Origin of the sequence: Baia soyae, assembly GCF_004341445.1 — a bacterium.
GTDB classification, from domain to species: domain Bacteria; phylum Bacillota; class Bacilli; order Thermoactinomycetales; family Thermoactinomycetaceae; genus Baia; species Baia soyae.
This window is the reverse complement of record NZ_SLXV01000048.1, coordinates 1-21,353: the sequence shown is the minus strand read 5'-3', so window position 1 is coordinate 21,353 and position 21,353 is coordinate 1. Positions and strand designations below refer to the sequence as shown.

19 protein-coding genes and 1 other annotated feature are annotated in these 21,353 nt (G+C 42.9%); of the genes, 5 read left to right on the top strand and 14 right to left on the bottom strand.

Annotated elements, in window-relative coordinates; genetic code table 11:
* Positions 1 to 95: 95 nt before the first annotated feature.
* Positions 96 to 380 (bottom strand): hypothetical protein, encoded by a 285-nt coding sequence (locus tag EDD57_RS12580; RefSeq protein WP_131849770.1) that lies wholly within the window; start codon positions 378 to 380, stop codon positions 96 to 98.
* Positions 381 to 613: 233 nt separating this feature from the next.
* Between EDD57_RS12580 and EDD57_RS12575 the strand changes: the two genes are divergently transcribed.
* Together EDD57_RS12575 and EDD57_RS12570 are read left to right on the top strand one after the other, a co-directional pair.
* A complete protein-coding gene (locus EDD57_RS12575) occupies positions 614 to 1,975 on the top strand; it encodes a helix-turn-helix domain-containing protein (protein WP_131849769.1) in 1,362 nt (453 codons plus the stop codon).
* A gap of 125 nt (positions 1,976 to 2,100) precedes the next feature.
* A complete protein-coding gene (locus EDD57_RS12570; RefSeq protein ID WP_131849768.1) occupies positions 2,101 to 2,325 on the top strand; it encodes a hypothetical protein in 225 nt (74 codons plus the stop codon).
* A 193-nt stretch (positions 2,326 to 2,518) separates the two neighbouring features.
* Here EDD57_RS12570 and EDD57_RS12565 read toward each other — a convergent pair whose 3' ends face one another.
* The 8 genes from EDD57_RS12565 to hemL form a co-directional block, all read right to left on the bottom strand.
* Entirely contained in the window at positions 2,519 to 3,745 is a 1,227-nt protein-coding gene (locus EDD57_RS12565; protein ID WP_131849767.1) for a cytochrome P450, read from the bottom strand.
* 145 nt (positions 3,746 to 3,890) lie between these two features.
* Complete coding sequence (gene murC / locus EDD57_RS12560; protein WP_131849766.1) at positions 3,891 to 5,273, bottom strand: UDP-N-acetylmuramate--L-alanine ligase; 1,383 nt, start codon at positions 5,271 to 5,273, stop codon at positions 3,891 to 3,893.
* A 23-nt stretch (positions 5,274 to 5,296) separates the two neighbouring features.
* Positions 5,297 to 6,604 (bottom strand): bifunctional folylpolyglutamate synthase/dihydrofolate synthase, encoded by a 1,308-nt coding sequence (locus EDD57_RS12555; RefSeq protein ID WP_131849765.1) that lies wholly within the window; start codon positions 6,602 to 6,604, stop codon positions 5,297 to 5,299.
* 161 nt (positions 6,605 to 6,765) lie between these two features.
* The gene (locus EDD57_RS12550) at positions 6,766 to 9,417 is read right to left on the bottom strand and encodes a valine--tRNA ligase (RefSeq protein WP_131849764.1); all 2,652 of its coding nucleotides are present in this window, start codon (positions 9,415 to 9,417) and stop codon (positions 6,766 to 6,768) included.
* 38 nt (positions 9,418 to 9,455) lie between these two features.
* Positions 9,456 to 9,716 (bottom strand) — a binding site (T-box leader).
* A gap of 81 nt (positions 9,717 to 9,797) precedes the next feature.
* Positions 9,798 to 9,959: a hypothetical protein gene (locus EDD57_RS14505; RefSeq protein WP_165873816.1), complete on the bottom strand. Its 162-nt coding sequence runs from the start codon at positions 9,957 to 9,959 to the stop codon at positions 9,798 to 9,800.
* 387 nt (positions 9,960 to 10,346) lie between these two features.
* Entirely contained in the window at positions 10,347 to 11,582 is a 1,236-nt protein-coding gene (locus EDD57_RS12545; RefSeq protein WP_131849763.1) for a phosphotransferase, read from the bottom strand.
* A gap of 40 nt (positions 11,583 to 11,622) precedes the next feature.
* On the bottom strand, positions 11,623 to 12,603 hold the full coding sequence (locus EDD57_RS12540) for a LysM peptidoglycan-binding domain-containing protein (protein WP_131849762.1): 981 nt from the start codon (positions 12,601 to 12,603) through the stop codon (positions 11,623 to 11,625).
* Between the two features lie 168 nt (positions 12,604 to 12,771).
* Complete coding sequence (gene hemL / locus EDD57_RS12535) at positions 12,772 to 14,058, bottom strand: glutamate-1-semialdehyde 2,1-aminomutase (protein ID WP_424205924.1); 1,287 nt, start codon at positions 14,056 to 14,058, stop codon at positions 12,772 to 12,774.
* Positions 14,059 to 14,211: 153 nt separating this feature from the next.
* Between hemL and EDD57_RS12530 the strand changes: the two genes are divergently transcribed.
* Positions 14,212 to 14,607, top strand: a complete 396-nt coding sequence (locus EDD57_RS12530) for a hypothetical protein (RefSeq protein WP_131849760.1) — start codon at positions 14,212 to 14,214, stop codon at positions 14,605 to 14,607.
* 51 nt (positions 14,608 to 14,658) lie between these two features.
* On the opposite strand, the gene hemB is transcribed toward EDD57_RS12530, so the two are convergent.
* From hemB to hemA, 5 genes are read right to left on the bottom strand one after another with little or no spacing between them, the layout of a single operon-like run.
* Positions 14,659 to 15,645 carry a porphobilinogen synthase gene (hemB, locus tag EDD57_RS12525; RefSeq protein WP_131849759.1) on the bottom strand — a complete coding sequence of 329 codons (987 nt, stop codon included), beginning with the start codon at positions 15,643 to 15,645 and terminating at the stop codon, positions 14,659 to 14,661.
* A gap of 54 nt (positions 15,646 to 15,699) precedes the next feature.
* Positions 15,700 to 16,530 (bottom strand): uroporphyrinogen-III synthase, encoded by an 831-nt coding sequence (locus EDD57_RS12520; RefSeq protein WP_131849758.1) that lies wholly within the window; start codon positions 16,528 to 16,530, stop codon positions 15,700 to 15,702.
* Between the two features lie 15 nt (positions 16,531 to 16,545).
* On the bottom strand, positions 16,546 to 17,460 hold the full coding sequence (gene hemC / locus EDD57_RS12515) for a hydroxymethylbilane synthase (RefSeq protein WP_131849757.1): 915 nt from the start codon (positions 17,458 to 17,460) through the stop codon (positions 16,546 to 16,548).
* A gap of 27 nt (positions 17,461 to 17,487) precedes the next feature.
* Positions 17,488 to 18,297 carry a cytochrome c biogenesis protein CcsA gene (ccsA, locus tag EDD57_RS12510; protein WP_131849756.1) on the bottom strand — a complete coding sequence of 270 codons (810 nt, stop codon included), beginning with the start codon at positions 18,295 to 18,297 and terminating at the stop codon, positions 17,488 to 17,490.
* 26 nt (positions 18,298 to 18,323) lie between these two features.
* Entirely contained in the window at positions 18,324 to 19,670 is a 1,347-nt protein-coding gene (gene hemA, locus EDD57_RS12505) for a glutamyl-tRNA reductase (protein ID WP_131849755.1), read from the bottom strand.
* 312 nt (positions 19,671 to 19,982) lie between these two features.
* Here hemA and EDD57_RS12500 point away from each other — a divergent pair, with 312 nt between their 5' ends.
* The gene (locus tag EDD57_RS12500) at positions 19,983 to 20,453 is read left to right on the top strand and encodes a hypothetical protein (protein WP_131849754.1); all 471 of its coding nucleotides are present in this window, start codon (positions 19,983 to 19,985) and stop codon (positions 20,451 to 20,453) included.
* Positions 20,454 to 20,467: 14 nt separating this feature from the next.
* Positions 20,468 to 21,226 carry a type I methionyl aminopeptidase gene (gene map, locus EDD57_RS12495; RefSeq protein WP_279388966.1) on the top strand — a complete coding sequence of 253 codons (759 nt, stop codon included), beginning with the start codon at positions 20,468 to 20,470 and terminating at the stop codon, positions 21,224 to 21,226.
* Positions 21,227 to 21,353: the final 127 nt, after the last annotated feature.

The following is a 21,353-nucleotide window of genomic DNA, read 5'->3' as shown; positions in this document are numbered from 1 at the left end:
CAAGTTAGCCACCTCTTTTTTGGCGTTTGTATATCTGGCTTCCATTTTTAGACTGGCTCAGTGAGATAGAAAATAGTTTTAAGACACACCCTAGTCTAATCGGAAAAAATATCATACCCATGTCCATAAAAAATGGTGTTGTTTTCATCCATTTTGAATTGTTTCCATGTGATGTTTGGTAGAAAAATGTCCACTTTAGAGTCAGTAGTGATAACAAGTGTCTGTTCTGTTCTTCTACGTCTAGCAACGTAGATCGCTTCTGTAGTTTCGTCAGGTAATTTGGTCATCCGACGTTCTTCCAAGTCAAACACTTGCTTTAAAGCTAATTTAGAACATTTTAAAGCATCTAGAGACTTGGCTTTGATATGAAACCGTAGCATGTTTTTCCCCTCGCTTTATCAAGTTTTCACAATTATTTACTAAGATGTTTCCTGACTCTAGTCTACTATGCTAAGATAAAAATACAAAAGTTTGGAATTATCTACAATTTACGCAGTTGAGATAAAGGAATCCACTATACTTCTTTGTATTTTACTCATACCCTTTCCAATAGAATCTGTTGTGCTCCGCATTCCAATGGAATCCTCTCATCTGCTCCAAATGAGGTGAAAAAATGGCACTTATTTTAGTGAATGATCGACTGGCTCAAGCAATTAAAGAGGCTAGGATCGCTCGAAAAATGCACCAAGACGATGTTTCCATCGAGACAGGTATATCATCCTCTCACTTATATAACATTGAGAAAGGATACTTCAGGATAGATCGGGACAAGGTTCAAAAGCTTTGTGATTTGTACAAGCTTAACCTAGAAAATTTTCTAAATGAAGAGGTTGCACCCATTGAACTTGATATCTCCCAGTACATCAAGCTCATTGAATGGGAGCTTACTCAGAATCCATCAAAAGCAATGGAACACCTTCGTCAAATAGAATCGCAACAAGTTCATCTTTTTGGTAAAAATGCTATTCTGGAAATGTATGTAAATTATATCCGAGCCAAGTACTCTAAAATGAATGAACAGTATGACTTAGCCATCAAACACTACAACGCCGTAATAAAAATCGCTACTGAATCAGGGGAATCTTTACACCACAACATGATCGCAGCAAGCTACTTTGGGATTTCGCAAATTTTACATCGACAAAACAAGCTGCTGCAAGCGTTACAAGTTGTCCAATTAGGTATACAGAATTTTGTTCCAGATGGAGAACGTAGCTATAATTATGTACTATTCCGAATCAATCAAGCTTCCATTCTAGAAAAAATGGATCGAGATCATGAAGCTTTGAATCTAATCGAAAAATACTGGACAGATCGTTCCTATCTAGATTTTTCAGACGCTCGTCTAAATTTATATCAGATCAAAACTGAGATCCTTATTAAACAAGAGCGTTTTCAAGAAGCTGTAAGTATTGCACAAGAAGGATTTGAATTGGCACGGTTAGATGGAAATGTTGACCGCGTTTTTGAATTCCTATCGTCTATTGGTTATTCATTTGCAAGGCTGGGAAATTTACAAATTGCAAAAGTGTATTTTGAAGAAGCAAATCAGCTTCAATCAAAGCTCAAAAGAAAAGTTCTAGCTTCCACTACTTATATACATCTTGCCAAAATCTATTTACTCCAAGAGCGCTTCGAGGATGCAAAACAACATCTAGAAATCGCTTTAACACTTTCCCAAAATGATGAATATTACTACGCAAAGGCTCTTACCGCTATGGGAGAAGCACATTATCATCAAGAAAAGATGGAATCTGCTTTACAATACCTAGATACTGCTTGGAGGATAGCAACTAGGCTGAACCTTGACAACATGGTTAGATATACTCTAACCTTATTGTTAGATATATCCCATCATTTAAAAACGTCTATACATGAGGAATACTTGGAATCATTTCGTTCTACCTTTATAAAACCCACTACCCAAGGAGGGATTGGTATGTTTGGATTTGTAAACGACCCACCAGATAACTAACCACTTTTCTAAAAAACAACACAAAACAAAAAAATCGTGTTCAGTATCAACACCGTGACTGCTCCGATATGTGCGGCGGCTCCACTGGAGCGATATCTTGCTTCAACTATATGTGAGGAGACTAAATGCATAAAATTTTGGCGTTCTCGATTTTAGCATTCGGTATTTCTGGTGCCGTTTTAATGAGCTCGATCCCTCCGTTGTTCGAATCCCCAATAAGAAATGGGGCGAAGATGTTTACTGCTGGTTCAGCAGTAGCTTTCGTTATAGTCACTGTCTTGACTTTCGTAATTCGTCGGCTATTCGACAAAGAACAATTAGCCAAAAAATCAGACGAAAAAAGAGAGTAATTATTCATTTTAAATAAGGTTTCTACTTGCCATCTCTATGATGAAAGAGATTGGAATAAAAAGTAGCCTCAAAGGCTAACTCGAAAGCCCTGTAATAGCTATCTCCCACGAGATTAACTATCACAGGGCTTTTTGCATAGGGATTTGGTAGTACCTTAGCTGGCTGCTCTTTACAACTTTGAACTCTTTTTATCTATCTTTTTATGTGAACGGGTAAGCTTTTCAGAGATTGACCTGTGACGGAGGCCGTTAAATGCTCGTCTACTTTCATTCCATCTGCTGGACTAACATTTGAAAAGCGCTCTACAAAAGAAGTAAGTAATAGAGTCGCTTCCAAGCGTGCAAGTGGGGCACCTAAGCAAAAATGAGCGCCCGCTCCAAAGGCAAGGTGGTGTTGATTCCCAGCACGATGGATATCTAACTCTCCGGCATGTGCAAATTGGGCTTCATCTCGGTTTGCAGAGGCGATCCAGGCAATCACCATCTGTCCTTGTTTCATCTCATGCCCAAAGACAGTGGTGTCTTGAGCTACTCTGCGATCCATGGTGACTAAGAAGCGAAAGCGAAGGACTTCTTCTACTAGCTTAGGGATTAGGGATGCGTCTTTACGTAGCTCTTGGTACACTTCGGGTTTATCAAATAACATGGAGTAAAACATATTTGAAATGAGCGTGGTTGTGATTTCATTTCCGGCACCTAGTAATCCGATCCCTGATTTCACCACTTCTTCATCTGTTAATTTTTCACCCTCTAGCTCCGCTTGAACTAGGTCAGAAAGAATATCATTTACGGGGTGACGCCGCTTTTCTAACACAATGGGATATAAGTATTCTTCAAATTCCTTCATTGCTTGTCCTTTTTTTGCCGCGATATCTTCAAATAAGTCTTTGGCGTAAGGGAGAAAGAGAATATTAGACCACGCTTTAAATAGTTCTCGATCTTTTGAAGGAACTCCGAGCAAATCTGCAATCACAATGATTGGCAGTGGTATGGCTAGTTTCTCTACAATATCGACTGTCGTCTGACCTTCTAACCCGGCAACTAGTTCATTTGCTAAGGATTGAATTCGTGGCTTCCATTCGTTAATACTACGTGGTGTAAATGCTTTTGACAGTAGTGCACGGCGACTGCGGTGTTGCGGAGGATCACAGCTGTTTACATTATTTCGATCATCGTTTTGATTACGTGGGATGGGAATTAAGCTTCGTTCTCTTTTATTTGAAAATAACTCATGGTCAAATAGCACACGCTTCACATGGTCATATAAAAAAACATTCCATACATCTTGTTCTGGATCATAAAAAACGGGACTCTTTTCACGCATCTCTTTGTACCAGGCGTAAGGTTCCCACTGTTCTTCCTTCGATTGTAATTTGGTTATATCGTGCAAAAGGATGGCTTTACGTAATGATGCTTCCATAAAAGAAAAACCTCCTCCCATTTATTTAACTTACTTAACTAATTATAGCATAGTGGATGTAGAAATATTATATTATCTAGTGAATGTTCACTTATTTTCATAGAAAAAAAGCACTATCGAATTGATAGCACTTTCTTATGCTTTATTACCGTTCAAATCGCTTATATAGCTCTGGAACCAAGCCATGAGACACACGCCAAATGTCACCTGCACCCATGGTGATCACTAATGTTTCTGGCTGAACCGATTCTGCTAGGTAAGCGATAATCTCATCAATGGATGCAATGAAACGGGTATTTGGATTGCTGTTTTCGACAATCAACTTCGCTAGACGCTCGGCCGATACGCCCGGAATCGGCTTCTCCCCTACTGGAGCATACAGCGTATGAATAATTACTTCATCTGCTTCTCCAAAGGCTTCGCTAAATTCCTGCATGAGATGATAGGTGCGAGAATATCGTTGTGGCTGAAACACACATACGATCTTTTTACCAGAAGCTTTAGCGCCCTTTAGCGTCGTGATAATCTCGGTTGGGTGATGGGCATAATCATCTACGACTAGGACATCATTTACTTCATCAATTATCTGGAAACGGCGCTTTGCTCCTTGACACTCCGACAGGGCCGCCGCTGCCTGTTTAAAAGGCACTCCAAGCTCCAACGCAGTAATCATAACGGCAAGTGCATTGGTGACATTATGCCGTCCTGGAACACGAATCGTCACATCGCCCAGCTCATGACCACGATGAACAACGGTAAAGGTGATCGCACAAAACTTCTCCCGAATATTACTTGCACGATACTCCGCATCTGGATGATCGATTCCATACGTAATGTACTTTCCTTTTACGCGTTCGGCCATGCTTCTTACATGCTCATCATCCCAGCATAAAATAGCCGCTCCTTCTGGACGCACCTGACTCAAAAACTCCCGATACGCTTGTTTCAAGTTTTCAAAGTCACCTTGATAGTGTTCGAGATGGTCCGGTTCGATATTGGTCACAACCGCGATACGTGGGAAGTACTCGAGGAATGAGCCATCACTCTCATCCGCTTCGGCTACGACAAATTTACTTTTACCAGCCTTGGCATTACTTTTTAATCCGACTACTTCGCCACCGATGATATACGTTGGGTCTTGGCCACAGATCTCAAGGGTTTGAGCAATCAAGGAAGATGTGGTGGTCTTGCCATGCGCTCCAGCCACGGCGATCCCTGCTTGATCATTTAACAAACGTGCCAACATCTGTGCACGGTGGATTACTTCAATACCTTGTCGCCTTGCTTCTACAATCTCATCATTGTCTTGACAAATGCTGGTAGAGTATACGATTAGCTCTGCACCATGTACATTTTCTGCTTGATGGCCCATCGTTACGTTGGCACCACGCTCTACTAACCGCTCTACTAAAGAGTTCGCCGCTACATCAGAGCCAGACACAGGAAAGCCCATATCTAGTAAGACGCGTGCAATGGCACTCATCCCATATCCACCGATCCCAATAAAATGTACTCTTTTTTTCTCCATTGGATCACCAACCTTCTCTACATTTAAATCGATCTTATAAAATGAGGGCGTACTTCTGAAACGAGATATAAAGAACCTGTAATGACGATCACATCATCCGGATTTGCTTCATTCATGGCTGTTTGAACCGCATCCCACGGCTTTTCGAGCGCTTGAATCGAGCCAGAGAAATAAGGCGTTAACAAGGTAGCTAGCTCATTTGCTTTACGTGAGCGTGGGAAGTGTGGGATTTCCGTTACCACGATTTTATGTGCTGTATCAGCAATAGGTTGTAATAGGTCTATTTCTTTATCTTGTAAGGAAGCCAATACAAAGCGGATTTTTTGATGGGGGTATAAGTGCGTAAGTGACTTCACTAATGATTGAATCCCATCTTGATTATGTGCACCATCTAGTATCACCAGTGGTTGATCTTGCATTTTCTCCATACGTCCGGCCCAACGCACCTTTTCGAGTCCCGCCCTGATGTGGGCTTCTTCCACTACTGTTATGTATCGACGGCGAAGAATGTCAATCGTCATCAGTGCCGTTGACGCATTTTGAAACTGGTGAATCCCTTGTAAACCAAGCGAAAGGTTCGTCAGTCTCTCATAGGGACTGGTAAAAGAAAACATTTGCTTATGGGCCGTACTTTCTTCTATTTCATAGGAAAATTGTTTATGTAATTGATAAATGGAAGCTGATTCACTTAGCGCAGCCTGATGAATCACGGCTTTGGCATCCTCATCTTCTACACTACATACGAGAGGAACCCCGCGCTTGATGATCCCTGCTTTTTCGCGAGCGATGTCTGGTAACGTGGAACCTAAAAACTCCTTATGATCGTATCCGATGTTCGTAATGACAGATACGAGTGGATGTACGACATTGGTTGAATCCCAGCGTCCCCCAAGTCCTGTCTCCCAAACCACGAACCACGGACAAGCCTCGAGCGCAAAGTAGCAGATCGCAATAAGAGTCCAGAATTCAAAAGGAGATGGAGCATTTCCTTGGGCGATTAACTCTTCTAAATGCGGAAGCACCGTATTGCTCCACTGGACAAATGATTCTTCGGAGATACCCATGCCATCTACTTGAATCCGTTCATTCCACTCTAAAATATGGGGAGATAGAAATACTCCAACCGAGTAGTCAGCTTCTCTCAATATAGAAGTGATAATAGCACCTGTAGAGCCTTTTCCATTTGTACCTGCGATGTGAATCCACTTGCACCGGCGCTCTGGATGTCCGAGTCTCTCTAGTACCCACTCCATACGATCCAAACCAGGCTGAATCCCCCTCACACAATGCTGATCCATCCAGTCATGGACTTCTTTAGCTGCTCTAAACAACTCTTTCGCTTCCTCTCTTAGATCTTTGCACACTCAGCAATCGATCGATACTCTGTCCATTTTGCTATGGAATCCTCGTTTCGTCAACGGAAGGAACAAGGGTAGGAAATGGATCCTACCCTTCTTTCCTTATCGCAAATGAAACCCTGCTTTACCGCGGCTTATTGCTGTAATTCGCTTAATCGCACTTCCACTTTCTCACGTTTTTCGAGGTAGTCTTTTTCTTTTCGCTTTTCTTCCTCTACTACATGATCAGGGGCTTTGCTCACAAATCCTTGGTTCGATAGCTTTTTCCGAACTCGATCCACTTCGGAGTTTAACGTGGTTAGCTCTTTTTTCAAACGATCGATTTCTTGATCGATATCAATCAGGCCAGCAAGCGGAATAAAGATTTCCGCTCCGGTAACAACCGCACTCATTGTTTTCTCTGGTGTCTGGGCTGTTGTAGAGATGGTTAATTCCTCTGTTTTACAGAAATGACGAATGAACGCTTCCCCTTGTAAAAGGAGCTTTTCAGTTGATTCATCGCTTGGGCGAATAATTAATTCGATCATCTTGCTCAGCGCCACATTTGCTTCGGCACGGATATTTCGTACGTTACGGATTACCTCGATCAACAAAGCGATTTCCTCTTTCGCTTCAGGGAATCGTAGCTCTGCTCGCTCTTCCGGCCACTTCGCAGTAACGATGCTTTGCCCCTCGTGAGGGATTTGTTGCCAGATTTCCTCCGTAACAAATGGGATCATCGGATGCATGAGACGGAGGATTTGATCCAGAACATAGCAGAGAACGGATTGAGCGGTTTTCTTGGCTCCTTCGTCATCTCCATACAAATGCAATTTCGCTAGTTCGATGTACCAATCACAGAAGTCGTCCCAAACAAATTCATATAAAGCACGACCTGCTTCGTTTAACTGGTACGACTCTAGATATCCGGTAACTTGACTAATGGTTTCTTGAAGACGAGTTAGGATCCATTTATCTGCAGTACCTAGATTTCCTGATAGATCGATATCTTGAACTTGGAAGTCTCCGAGGTTCATGAGCACAAAGCGGCTTGCATTCCAAATCTTGTTGATGAAGTTTCTCGCTTGTTCTACACGCTCAATCCGGAAACGCAAATCTTGCCCCGGAGTGGAGCCAGTGGATACCATAAAGCGCATCGCATCCGCGCCGTATTGCTCGATTACTTCTAGCGGATCCACACCATTGCCTAATGACTTGGACATTTTCACGCCATTTGCATCTCGAACCAATCCGTGAATGAGTACATCTTGGAATGGTTTTTGATCGGTAAATTCAAGGGCGGTGAAAATCATCCGCGCTACCCAAGGGTAGAGAATATCGTGTCCTGTTACGAGAACGCTATTAGGGAAATAACGTTTTACATCCTCTGTTTGTTCAGGCCAACCCATCGTGGAAAACGGCCAGAGTGCCGAACTAAACCAAGTATCAAGCACATCATCGTCCTGACGGATATCCGTGCATTTACAAGACTGACACTGAGTTGGATCTTCATACGTTACAGTCATCTCGCCACAGCTATCACAGTACCAAACCGGAATACGATGTCCCCACCATAACTGACGAGAGATACACCAATCGTGAATATTTTCAATCCAGCGAACGTACTGGTGCTCAAAGCGATCCGGAACAAACGTTACCTTATCTTCACTTTGCTGAAGCTGAATCGCTCTTTCAGCAAGAGGTTTCATCTTCACGAACCACTGGGTAGATAGATACGGCTCGACAACAGCATCGGAACGCTCACTGTGTCCAACTGAGTGAATATGCTCCTCAATTCCAACCATAATGCCGGCTTCTTGTAGATCTTTTGAAAGTTGTTTTCGGCATGCAAAACGATCCATGCCTTGATATTTTCCTGCAAGTTCATTCATGGTTCCTGACTCATCCATCACCACAATCTGTGGTAAATCATGACGTAGTCCCATTTCAAAGTCATTTGGATCATGGGCTGGTGTAATTTTCACAGCACCTGTTCCAAACTCTTGATCTACATACTCATCTGCGATAACGGGGATTTCACGCCCTGTGATCGGTAAAATTAGCATTTTCCCGATCATATCTTGATAACGCTCATCCTCAGGGTGAACCGCCACTGCCGTATCGCCTAGCATCGTCTCCGGCCTTGTGGTCGCTACTTGAATATAACCAGAACCATCCTTTAACTGATAACGCATGTGGTGTAGTGCACCTTTGATCTCTTTATGGATTACTTCGACATCAGAGAGCGCTGTACGTTGGGCTGGATCCCAGTTAATGATTCGTTTCCCGCGATAGATTAACCCTTTGTTAAACATATCAACGAACACTTTGCGAACCGCTTGAGATAAACCTTCATCCAAGGTAAAGCGTTCTCTCGAATAGTCCATCGAGAAGCCCATTTTGCTCCATTGTTCACGAATGGTTTTCGAGTAGAGATCCTTCCACTCCCATGTCTTTTCTACAAATGCTTCCCGACCGAGATCATGGCGGCTAATTCCTTCTTCGCGAAGTTTCGCTTCCACCTTCGCTTGGGTCGCAATTCCTGCGTGATCCATGCCTGGTAGCCATAGAGTGTCGTATCCTTGCATCCGCTTCATCCGAATCAACACATCTTGTAGCGTAAAGTCTAGCGCATGCCCCATGTGTAGCATTCCGGTAACGTTTGGAGGCGGCAAAATGATGCTATAAGCCGGCTTCGTTTGATCGCCTGAAGGTCGAAATAATTCATGATCCAGCCAAAATTGGTATCTTTTTTGTTCTACGGATTTCGGATCATACTTCGTAGACATTTGTATCTCTTTCTCCATAAACTCAGCTCCTTTAAAAAATAAAAACCCTTCATCCATCAAAGGACGAAAGGGTTGTTTTTCGCGGTACCACCTTTGTTCATAAGCAAGCATTTGGAAGCCAGCTTATGCACTTAGGGCCTGTTAACGGATTGGCTTCCGGTCTACCTTACTATGGCTACACAAACAACCATCCATCCATTCAGGTAAACAGCTTGCGGGCGACGTTCGATCTAGATTCCTTAGGAAATCTCTCAGCCGATGGATTTCCTTCTCTGATAGGTAGTGCTAGGTCTACTCTTCCCGGTCATAGCTTATCGATATGAATCTTTTGTACAATATTCTAACGTGAAGCAGGAGGTGAGTCAAATGATATATCTATCTATAAGTTCATCATTATATTATCCACGTATTCCAAAGGTATGCTTCACGTGATCAATCATGCCTTCTGGGTTCGCTAAAAAGGTGAACAACAACATGACACTTAACAGCATAAATGCTAGAAAGGCAATAAATAAGGCCCCACGATAAAATTTGGAAGCCAAAGTCTTAACAAAACTCAAAATGGAATCCTCCCATCAAAACTGATCCCTACATTTTAACATATTCTTATTCTCTACGTTTTCCATGTCCATGTCTAGACACACCACAAAATCTACATAATATTAACTCATATGGTATTCAACCAGTACATTTTATAACAAACTGCATATCTTATCGGGTATACAAGCAAAGTTTCCCTAAGGAAACATTGTAAGCATAGACCACAATTCATGCGATAAAGGGATTTTTCACCATTATAATGAACAGGAGGAGACATGATGTGGGAAGCACTTTTTCTAGCTCTCTCCCTCTCCCTACCCGCCAAATTTATCCGTCGTGCAGTGGATCGCAGGTCAAAAGAGAAATAGGGCATGAAGGAAAAGAAAAACCCCGGGGATTCCCAAGGTTCAGTCTCTATTCATATCTTCTGGATCTAGATCCTGCTCACTTTCACCTTGTGAAGAAGGCTTCATTTCATTTGTTATTTTGGTTTCTTTTGTTACCTTTGCTTCTTTTGTTACCTTTGTTGGTTTTGCTGTCTTGGCTCCCTTTGTTGCCTTTGATAATGCTTTTGCCGCTGCTGCCTTGGTTGATTTTTTAGTTGGTTTCGTACGCCCTGTTTGTCCTGTTTGAGGTTCAGCTTTCCATAGTCGTTTCACCACATCAAATAACGCATGCATCTGCTGTATTTTGTTCTCTAGCTGAACCACAGCATCACTTTCACTCATGATTCTCGACTTATCATAGTACTTATGAGCGAGGCGCAATACGTTTTCTGGATAGGAGAGATAAATGGCAAGCAGTTTCTTTTCTTTCGGACTGAGTTGATTTTCAGACTCATACACTTCTATTAAATGTTGAATTTCGTCTGGATCCAGATTGCGATGTTGGAAACGGCGTAAAAATATTGCCAGATCCCGGACAGGGGAATCAATTTCCGCGTCATCAAAATCAATCCAATAAAATTGCTCATCATCGCGAACGACATTGGAAGGGTGTAGGTGCCCATGACATAAAGTATATCTAGGAGGTACGCCCGATTCAGCCTCTACAAAACGCTCCAATCCCTTAATCGCAAATGTAAACAATCGATCTACCAAATCAATTTGTCCCACATATACTTTATCAAAAGGAGACTTATAATCTCGATTTTGAACCACTTCCTGATATTCGCTTAATTTGGCTTGATAGCCTTTCCATCTGTCAATCTGCTCCTGCTCTACCTGCTTCGTTCGATCCACATGCTCACTTACAAGTGGTTCTGCTTGTTTATGAAAGATCGCCAATGAACGTACAAGCGCTTCCGGATTATAATCAAATTCTTGTGATTCCTGAGGTTGTACCCAAGGAGTTAGATACCAACATTTCCCCTCATGCTCGACAAACGTTTCATTCTGTTCCGTTTTCTTGCACGAAAGTAGATTTGGATAGCCTGAATCATGGATCTGATCCGTAATATCATGAATCAAAGCAAGTGTATCTGCTGATTGAGAAGTCGATTTCAGAGCAAACCATCTCTCACCATCAAATACTTGCCAGACATTGCGAGGTCCTTTTTGCATATGCTGGGGCTTGAAATGAAACTGTTTACATACTTGTTTCATGACGGAACGTTCGTCCCGATGATTTTTTTCTTGATTCACATCTTCCCTCTCCTTCTTAGGAGGTTACAATCATACTTACCTAATCTACACTTGGGATACAAACAATCTGCCCTTCTTCTAATTGCTCGGAGTTTAGGTGGTTACAATGTTTGATTCGAGAAGAAGAGACTTGATATCGATCCGCAAGTGAATCAACCGATTCTTCTTTTTGGATGATGACAAGGCGCATCGCTGTAAAGGTTTCGGGTTTCTTTCCTACTAACCAATAGGACCATTCATTTACACCTTTTTCAGGCTCATCTAACTCATACTCATCTGGCCCTAGATCTGGATCTCCTCTTCCATCCATCATTTCAAGATCATTTGCCGAAAATCTCCGCTCCAATTCTGGTTGTCTAGCTTCATCTGGAAAAGGATAGATATACTCTTCTTCTGGTTCGTATTCTGGTTGCATCGGGCGTCTTTCACTACGATATCTCGATCTGGATACTTCTCTTTCTAGTTCATATGGGTCTTGACGATCTTCTATGTCTGGATGATAGTGGGTAAATATTTCTTGTCCAGAGAAATTGTCTTCTTCCTCTGATATTTCACTGTCTGATTGTCCGGGTTGTGCCTGAAAGAACGGTTGGTTCTCATCCATCATCGGATCTTCTTGAAATGATTGTGATGAATGTTTTCCGGAAGAAACTCCATCAATGAATAAAATCGCTTCAATCTGCAATTCAAACGGCGACATGATTTGGTAATCAAATGACTCTACTTCTGCTGATACATTGCCGATATCAGCCCGATCTGCGGGTAGCGTAATTTCCACAGGGATCACATACGAGATGCCCTCTGGTTCCTCAGCCATCGAGACTTCCGAATCACCCGACTCTCCTACATAGCTTCCGTTTAAACGCAGGTAGCCTTGAATCCTTACATGATTACCTTCATCTAATATCTGTACGTCTGGAAACAGGTCCAATTCCAGTACACGAACAATGCCGAGTTGTTGTGGATGCAGGCTCACCTTTTCTGAGATATCGAAACGAAGTTGGTTATAATGATTTTCCACTTTTCTAAATTCCCTCCCCAAACAATCTGTCCATACCAAGAATGGAATGTTACTGTATCTATATGCGACACTCTTTGCTATATACCGATTTTCGGATGGGGAGTTATTTTCATAGAAAATAGACTAGGATTGGTTTCCTAGTCTATTAAGGCTTGCTTTTCTATTGAACTATAGTTGTTTTAACGCATTTCGATTTGCCTCAATGGTACGGGCAATCTCTTCGTCCGAGTGAGATGTAGAGACAAACATCCCTTCAAACTGAGAAGGAGGTAAAAATACACCTTCCTCTAACATCAAGCGGAAGTACTTCGCAAATCGCTCCGTATCAGCCATCTTCGCTTGATCATAAGAAATTACTTTTTCGCCTGTAAAGAACAGACATACCATAGAACCAACGCGGTTGATATGGTACGGAATACCGATCTCTTCCGCATTTTGACGGATTCCTTCCGCTAGACGAGCTCCCTTTTGATCTAGCTCATCATATGCTTCTGGTGTCATCTGCTCGAGCGTGGCGATCCCTGCTGCCATGGCAAGAGGATTTCCAGATAGAGTCCCTGCTTGATAGACAGGACCTACTGGTGCTACCATCTCCATGATCTCACGCTTCCCACCATATGCACCAACTGGCAAGCCGCCACCGATCACTTTTCCCATCGTGGTTAGATCAGGGGTGATATGGTAGAGTCCTTGTGCAGAATGATATCCTACACGGAATCCTGTCATCACTTCATCAAAAATCAGTACGATGCCGTACTGATCACTCAAGGAACGTAACCCCTCTAGAAAACCTGGAGCAGGTGGTACTACACCCATATTTCCTGCAATCGGCTCTAAAATAATGGCTGCGATATCATCGCCAAATTTTTCACAAGCCAATGCTACGCTCTCTAAGTCATTATAAGGCACCGTAAGAGTGTGTTCAGCCGTTTGTTCCAGTACGCCTGGGCTATCCGGAAGACCGAGTGTGGCCACACCAGATCCCGCTTTAATAAGCAAACTATCTGAGTGTCCATGGTAACTACCTTCAAACTTCAAGATCTTTTTACGTTTCGTATAGGCACGAGCAAGACGCAAAGCACTCATCGTTGCTTCTGTACCCGAGTTCACCATACGAACCACTTCTACGGAAGGCATCCGTTCGACGACCATCTGAGCCATCTGAGTCTCCAGTTCCGTTGGCGCACCAAAGCTAGTCCCTTTTTCTGCTGTATCTTTAATGGCTTGTACAACCGTAGGATTCGCATGTCCTAGAATAAGCGGACCCCAAGAGCAGATGTAATCGATGTATTCATTTCCGTCTACATCCACTACCCTCGACCCTTTTCCTTGTCCTATGTATACAGGATTCATCTTCACCGACTTAAAGGCACGAACAGGGCTATTTACACCACCTGGGATGATCTTAACCGCTTCTTGAAAGTGACGGATGGAGCGTTCAAATTTCTTCTTGATCTTCTTCACTCCCTCTCTTGTTGTCTTATGTAGAACCATACTTCTTAGTATTGTAACGCAAATAGGATAAAAACACACCTATTCACTATGATTTCGTCGTTTTATATAAGCTTTTTGTAATAAATTGGGATTTAATAGGAGGTTATTTTGTTTTTGGGTCGAATTTTGTATCTTACACAAGATTGGAAGGAGTCAACAACGATGGATGAGTACAAATCCATATTAAATAAAATCTTGGAAGCTGTGCAGATTCACCATGCGAAATTTGATAGTTTAGAGCTTCGAATGGTTAGATTAGAGGGCAAGATAGACGGACTCGAGATGCGTTTGACGAGTGTGGAAGAACGTCTGACGAACGTGGAAATTCGCCTCACTGACGTAGAAGAACGCCTTACTGACGTAGAAGAAAGCGTAAAAGTCCTTAAGGAAGAATTTAGTGAGCATCAAGTACGACTAGAACGCCATGAAGTAAGCCAGCAGATTCTCGCTCAGAAAATCTTTGCCCACGATACGGATATCCTGCACATGAAAAAAAGATTTTTCGCATAAAACGAAGCCCCAAGGCATTGACCTCGGGGCTTCGTTTCGTTAAGAGAACACTTACACTGTATAGCTTCCTTCTTTAATCCAACGCGCTACATCCTTAGCATGATACGTTAGGATCATTTCAGCTCCAGCGCGTTTAAAACCGACTAACATCTCCATGACCACTTTCTGCTCATCGATCCAGTCATTTTGGGAGGCGGCCTTAATCATGGAGTATTCTCCACTTACATTGTAAGCGACTACTGGTAAATCAAAGTTTTCTTTTACCTGATAGATCACATCTAGGTAAGCAAGTCCTGGTTTCACCATTAATAAATCCGCACCCTCCATCACATCGGAAGTTGCTTCTCTCATCGCTTCACGTGCATTGGCAGGGTCCATTTGATAAGTACGGCGATCTCCGAAAGAAGGAGTAGAATGGGCCGCATCTCGGAACGGACCGTAGAAGCTAGAAGCATATTTCACCGCATAGGATAGTATCGGAATATGAGGGAAGCCTGTCTCATCTAGTCCTTGACGAATAGCCGCTACGAAACCGTCCATCATGTTAGAAGGCGCAATCATATCGGCTCCTGCCTCTGCTTGAGAGACCGCTGTTTGTACTAATAGTTCTAGTGCTTCATCATTCAAGATCTCGCCATCTTCAACCGGGCCACAATGGCCATGGTCGGTATATTGGCATAAACATGTATCGGCAATCACGTACAGTTCTGGGGCTTCTTGCTTTATAAAGCGGATCGCTTTTTGTACGATTCCATGTTCATGATATGCCTCGCTTCCACAGGAATCTTTTGTGCTAGGCACTCCGAAGACAATCACAGAAGGGAGGCCCAATTCGACGATTTCATTTAATTCATTTTTCAATTGGTCGAGTGAAAAGTGAAATACGCCTGGCATAGAAGGGATTTCGTGTTTGATGTTTTCGCCTTCTACGATAAAGATGGGATAGATTAGGTCGCTCGTATGTACATGGTTTTCGCGAATCATGCGGCGAATTTGTGGGTTGGATCGAAGACGGCGGTGGCGTGAAAAGGTATTCATGTGTGGGTCCTCCTCTAGGTTTCTTTGTTCTTGTGCTGATGTAGCAAGCCTGTCCTAAACGATCGATTGCCTAGCTATATTCAATACGGCTTGAATTAATCCTTCTATCGTATACGGCTCCGCAATCGCTGCAACGTTTAGCCCTAGTTTTATGGCTGCATCGGCTGTAACGGGGCCGATACAGACAAGCTGAGTCGTAGATAATAGTGCATGTACATCCGGCCGTATAGACTGCATAACTTTGACGAAGTTTTGCACGGTGGAGGAGCTGGTGAATGTGATGATATCGAGTGCTCCTTGTTCCAGATAACGGGCAACTCCCTCTGCATCTCCAGTGTCTAACTGAGTCTCATACAAATCGACTTCGACGATGGTACATCCCACTTGTCTAAGCGCCATCGGTAGTATTTCCCGGGCAAGGTTACCACGTGGTAATAACACCTTTTGACCAGGCTCTACTATCCGCAATAGCTTCTCTATCAAGTCCTCTGCTCGAAACGTAAGAGGTACTAAATCTACTTGTACCCCCTTGGCTTCAATGATCTGAGCAGTTTTAGGCCCAACTGCGGCGATTTTCACCCGTTCAACCTTCCGAATATCCAGTTGCAACTCGCTAAGTCGTTGGAAGAAAAACTCGGCTCCATTTACACTGGTTAGCACGATCCAATCGAACTGATCGACTTTCTGCAAAGCAACATCAATTTGACTTAAATCGGAGGGCATAACGGTTCGAATCATCGGCATCTCGATAGGTTCTCCGCCTAAGTCCGCTATGCTCTTCACCAGTTCACTGCTCTGACTACGAGCACGCGTCACTAAGACTCGATGTCCCAAAAGTGGCTTCTGCTCCAGCTGAGGTAAATGTTCTTGAATCGAATCATTCATCTTGAGCTACCCCTCTCACACCGAAACGGAAGCCAATAATTCATCTGCCCCTAATTCAATTAAGCGATTTGCAAGCTCTTGACCCATCTTGATTTCGTTTTTACCAATAATGGTATCGGCAATCATTTTCTTACCGGCAGGATCCCCTACTAATCCCTTTAAATGCACTTGATTCTCGCAAATTTGAGCATATGCCGCTATTGGCAGATGGCAACCACCATTGAATGCTTGGAGAAATGCCCGCTCTGCACGGACCGCTCGAGCTGTCTCTTCATGATTGATTTTCACTAACAGAGCTCGTGTTTCTCTGTCACCCTCTCGACATTGAATCGCAAGTGCCCCTTGACCGACTGCTGGTAACATCGTTTTAACGGAAATCAATTCCGCGATGTCCTCTTGCCAAGAGATTCGATTCAATCCAGCCGTCGCTAAGATGATCGCATCAAACTGGCCATCTCTCATCTTCTGTACGCGAGTATCGATATTGCCACGAATAGACTCTACTCGCAGGTCAGGACGAATCGCTAAGATTTGAGCTTGTCTACGCAAACTGCTCGTCCCAACGATAGCGCCAGAAGGCAATTCTTCTAGTGTTGATCCATCCCGAGATAAGAAGCAATCCCTCACATCTTCTCTAACTGGAATCGCTCCAATCATCAATCCTTCTGGCATTTCAGCAGGTAGGTCTTTCATACTATGAACGGCTAAGTCAATCTCTCCGTTTAAAAGAGCACTTTCGATCTCCTTAACAAATAAACCCTTCCCTCCTACTTTGGATAGGGTCACATCGAGGATTTTATCCCCTTTGGTTACGATTTTTTCTAGTTCTACTGTAAGGTTCGGTTCCATCTCTTTTAAACGATCGATCACCCAATTCGTCTGGGTCATCGCAAGTTTACTTTTTCGTGTTCCGACTACGATGGTTCTCATAACGGCAAGCCTCCTGTTTCAAACCCTCTAGACCCAATGGTGAAAGCTCCATCTAGAGAGTAATACGTTCCCGATCATAACCAGTATGGCAACTACATTCCACCAAGCCAATCGCTTTCCCTGCCATCCTATCCGACGCCACTGCCATAAAATTAGGCTATATACAATCAGAGTCAGAAGGGAAGCAATCATTTTAGGGTCTATCCATACCGATGGCTGGACGACCTGAATCGCCCAAATCCCACCGAGTAGAAGCGAAACAGCCAAACAAGGCAGCCCTACAATAAGAGATCCTGTTGAAAAACGCTGTAAACTTCCTAGACTCGGGAGTTGTGTAAGGAAACGATTCCATTGTTTCTTTTTCAATAAAAAACTTGCTATATAGTATAAAAAAGCACTAATACTTGATAACGAAAAGGCAACATAGCCGATAATCGCAAGGGAGATGTGGACAAAAATCAGCTCCGAAACCATAATCACTTCTTTTTGAAATGGCACACCTCGTACAAAAAACAGCTGAATCGCTAACACGATTAGACCAACAGAGCTAATCGTCATGAAAAAGATATCGAGCTTTACGATGTGTTGATAATATAATGCAAAGGAAATAAGAGCCCACGTATAAAGAAGAATCGGATCAATCTCCGAAATCTGTGGCCACGTCCGCCATGTCTCCATCGCGATTAAAGACAACTCAATTCCCCAAACCATAAATAAAAGCGCAGATGAAGCGACCGTTGCCCTTGGATTCGGCTTCATTAATCCAGCAAATCCAAATAGTAAACTAAGCATATAGGCATAGATCAGAAAGTCGTATAACCAACGTTCAGCAAGCAAATCCCCTCATCCCCTTTCCTATCTTATCAGGAGATCGAAATCGTTTTTCTGAGAGTCTTCGCTACGTCTGTGTCTACTTTTCCCTCGCACGCATCTCCTGTTTTTTGAAGCTCATTCTCTAGTGCAAAGAGATGTACAAACAAGTCTAATGCCTCATCTTTCTGAGGACTGACTGCCAGTTCTTTCATTCTCACAATGGGGTCACGTAGCATCTGATTAATAATGCTTTTGGTGTGCTTATTCAGCACTCGACGCTGGTGCTCTGTCAGCTCGGGTAGCTTCCGCTCAATCCGTAACAAAGCCTCTTCCTGAATGGAAATCGCTTTTTCACGCAGGGCTGTAATCAGTGGAACCACGCCAAGGGTTTGCAGCCATTCGTGAAATTTATCACACTCAAGCTGAATCCACTCCAACACTTTTTCAGCCTCTTGATGGCGTAACTTCATATTTGCCTCTACAATACCATGTAAGTCATCAATATCGTAGAGGAATACTTGATCTAACTCATGAACACTCGGTTCGATATCCCGTGGAACCGCGATGTCGATGATAAACAGCGGTGTACGACGATTCTCTATCACAGGCCCGATGAGCTCTTTGGTAATGACAGCCTGCTCCGCCCCCGTTGAAGAGACGACGATATCCGCCTCTGCTAGAGAGGGGAGAAGCTCTTCCCATGGACGTGCCTCACCGTGAAAACGATTCGCTAGCTCTTCCGCTTTTGCTAACGTGCGATTAATCACAATCACACGGGCGGCTCCATTGGAAGCAAAGTGCTTCGCAGTTAGTTCGGTCATCTTCCCAGCACCGATTAATAAAATCGTCTGGCTTTGAAAAGAGGAAAATAACTTTTTACCCAACTCTACTGCTGCATAGCTCACCGAAACCGCGTTTTGTCCTATTTCCGTTTCGGAGTGCACTTTCTTTCCAAAGGTAACCGCTTGTTTAAAGAGCATGTTAAATACCGTACCTGTCGTACCAATTTCTTGGGCTTGTAGAAAGGCCGTTTTCATTTGACCTAAGATCTGTGTTTCACCAATCACGAGCGAATCTAACCCACACACGACTCGAAATAAATGATGCACAGCCTCTTGATCTTGTTTTATATATAGATATTCTTGAAATTCTTCTTTTGGTATGCGAAACCAACTCTCCAAAAACGCCTTGGAATAGTATTCGCCCGTATGAAGTTGATCCACTACTACATATAACTCCATGCGGTTACATGTACTAATGATCACACATTCTAGAATACTTTTCATATCTCGCAAGCTTCTTAAAGCCATAGTAAGACGGTCTTCTTGAAAAACGAGTCGCTCTCGTAACTCCACAGAAGCTGTCTTATGACTAAATCCAATTGTCAGTATATGCATGATCTATTTCACTCCAATCTCTACAACTTCCATTTAACAGAAGAAGAGATCATAAAACCATTCAAAACGTTCATAAAAACCAAGACATATTATAACATACAGTGCTTCAAATCTCTCTTCATTTCCTGTGAACATTTTAAAGCATAGACATAAGTGGGCTACACAATCCCGCCCCTGCTATCCATTATTTTTCCAATAAATACTAATTTCATACAGTCTCTTTTAGCATGAAGCCTCCTCTTATACTCTAGCAAGTAAAAATTTGTGATAAGATAGGAAGATAAATTCTAATACGTCAGAGGAGAGTTTTTCATGCAAAAAAAAGCCATTGGATTCATCTTGGTTTTAGCTGGTGGGCTATCACTCGTCATCGAAACGAGAACAACTACGCTTAATACCTTGATTACATGGCCTTTTCTGTTATTCCTTTTAGGTTCCATCTTGGTATTTATTTCTTTTTTGCAGAAACAATCCCAATTAACTGTAATTGGCGGAATTATTGCTGCAATCGGTTTGTCCGTATGGGGATTCCGCTATATTCCAACCTGGCCTAGACATTGGAGTATTCTGATGCTTATGATCGGGGTTGTAGTTTTTTTACAATACATACAGAATAAGAATAATATGACTCTCATTATTTCCTTGGTCTTATGCTTGGCAGGTTTCTTTGCCAATCCAGTTGTTGCCGATATTTCTTTATTTGCTCCGATTGCGCATACACTAAATACATACTGGCCGATATTGATTGTAGGACTGGGACTCATGTTTATCATGAAGAGATAGGGATGTGATTAATATTGAACCAACTCATTAAAATAAAAACCCCCGAACAAATTGAACGAATGCGACGGGCGGGCGTCATACTTGCTTCTTGCCATAGAGAGATAGCGAAACGAATCAGACCAGGGATTAGCACTTGGGAGATCGATGAATTTGTAGAACACTATCTTGCAGAACACGGTGCTACCCCTGAACAAAAGGGATATATGGGTTATAAATACGCTACCTGTGCATCCATAAATGATGAAATTTGTCATGGGTTCCCACGAAAAACGAAACTTCTAGAAGGGGACATCGTCACCATTGATATGGTGGTCAACCTAGATGGATGGCTAGCAGACTCTGCTTGGTCCTATGCCGTGGGTAAAATTTCACCAGAAGCAAAGCGACTTCTCAAACTGACAAAGGAATCGCTCTATCGTGGAATTGAAAAAGCACAGATTGGCAATCGGATCGGGGACATCTCCCATGCCATCCAAACGTTTGCCGAAGCGAATGGTTTATCTGTAGTACGTCCCTTTATCGGTCATGGAATCGGAAGTAAGATGCACGAGGCACCCGAAGTTCCACACTTTGGTCCCGCAGGTAAAGGACCTATCATCCAAGAAGGCATGACCTTTACCATCGAACCTATGCTGAACTTAGGCAAACATCATGTACAGCTCATGAGTGACGGCTGGACAGCTAAAACAGTAGATGGTAGCTTATCCGCTCAGTACGAACATACCCTTGCGATTACGGCGAATGGGCCTGTTATCTTAACGGATCAAGGCTAACAAAAAGACTATTAAAAATGAACCATGCCGTTCTGAACTGCACCCCAATTGTTGGACACGAAATTAAAACCCAACAGTTGGAGGTGCTTTTTCTATGGCTAAATATTCATTAGAAACAAAATTGAAA

Bases quoted from the DNA above. Each gene is read 5' to 3' on its own strand.
- EDD57_RS12580 (WP_131849770.1), bottom strand. From the start codon at position 380: ATGCTACGGTTTCATATCAAAGCCAAGTCTCTAGATGCTTTAAAATGT.
- EDD57_RS12575 (WP_131849769.1), top strand. From the start codon at position 614: ATGGCACTTATTTTAGTGAATGATCGACTGGCTCAAGCAATTAAAGAG.
- EDD57_RS12570 (WP_131849768.1), top strand. From the start codon at position 2,101: ATGCATAAAATTTTGGCGTTCTCGATTTTAGCATTCGGTATTTCTGGT.
- EDD57_RS12565 (WP_131849767.1), bottom strand. From the start codon at position 3,745: ATGGAAGCATCATTACGTAAAGCCATCCTTTTGCACGATATAACCAAA.
- murC (WP_131849766.1), bottom strand. From the start codon at position 5,273: ATGGAGAAAAAAAGAGTACATTTTATTGGGATCGGTGGATATGGGATG.
- EDD57_RS12550 (WP_131849764.1), bottom strand. From the start codon at position 9,417: ATGGAGAAAGAGATACAAATGTCTACGAAGTATGATCCGAAATCCGTA.
- hemB (WP_131849759.1), bottom strand. From the start codon at position 15,645: ATGAATACCTTTTCACGCCACCGCCGTCTTCGATCCAACCCACAAATT.
- EDD57_RS12520 (WP_131849758.1), bottom strand. From the start codon at position 16,530: ATGAATGATTCGATTCAAGAACATTTACCTCAGCTGGAGCAGAAGCCA.
- hemC (WP_131849757.1), bottom strand. From the start codon at position 17,460: ATGAGAACCATCGTAGTCGGAACACGAAAAAGTAAACTTGCGATGACC.
- hemA (WP_131849755.1), bottom strand. From the start codon at position 19,670: ATGCATATACTGACAATTGGATTTAGTCATAAGACAGCTTCTGTGGAG.
- EDD57_RS12500 (WP_131849754.1), top strand. From the start codon at position 19,983: ATGCAAAAAAAAGCCATTGGATTCATCTTGGTTTTAGCTGGTGGGCTA.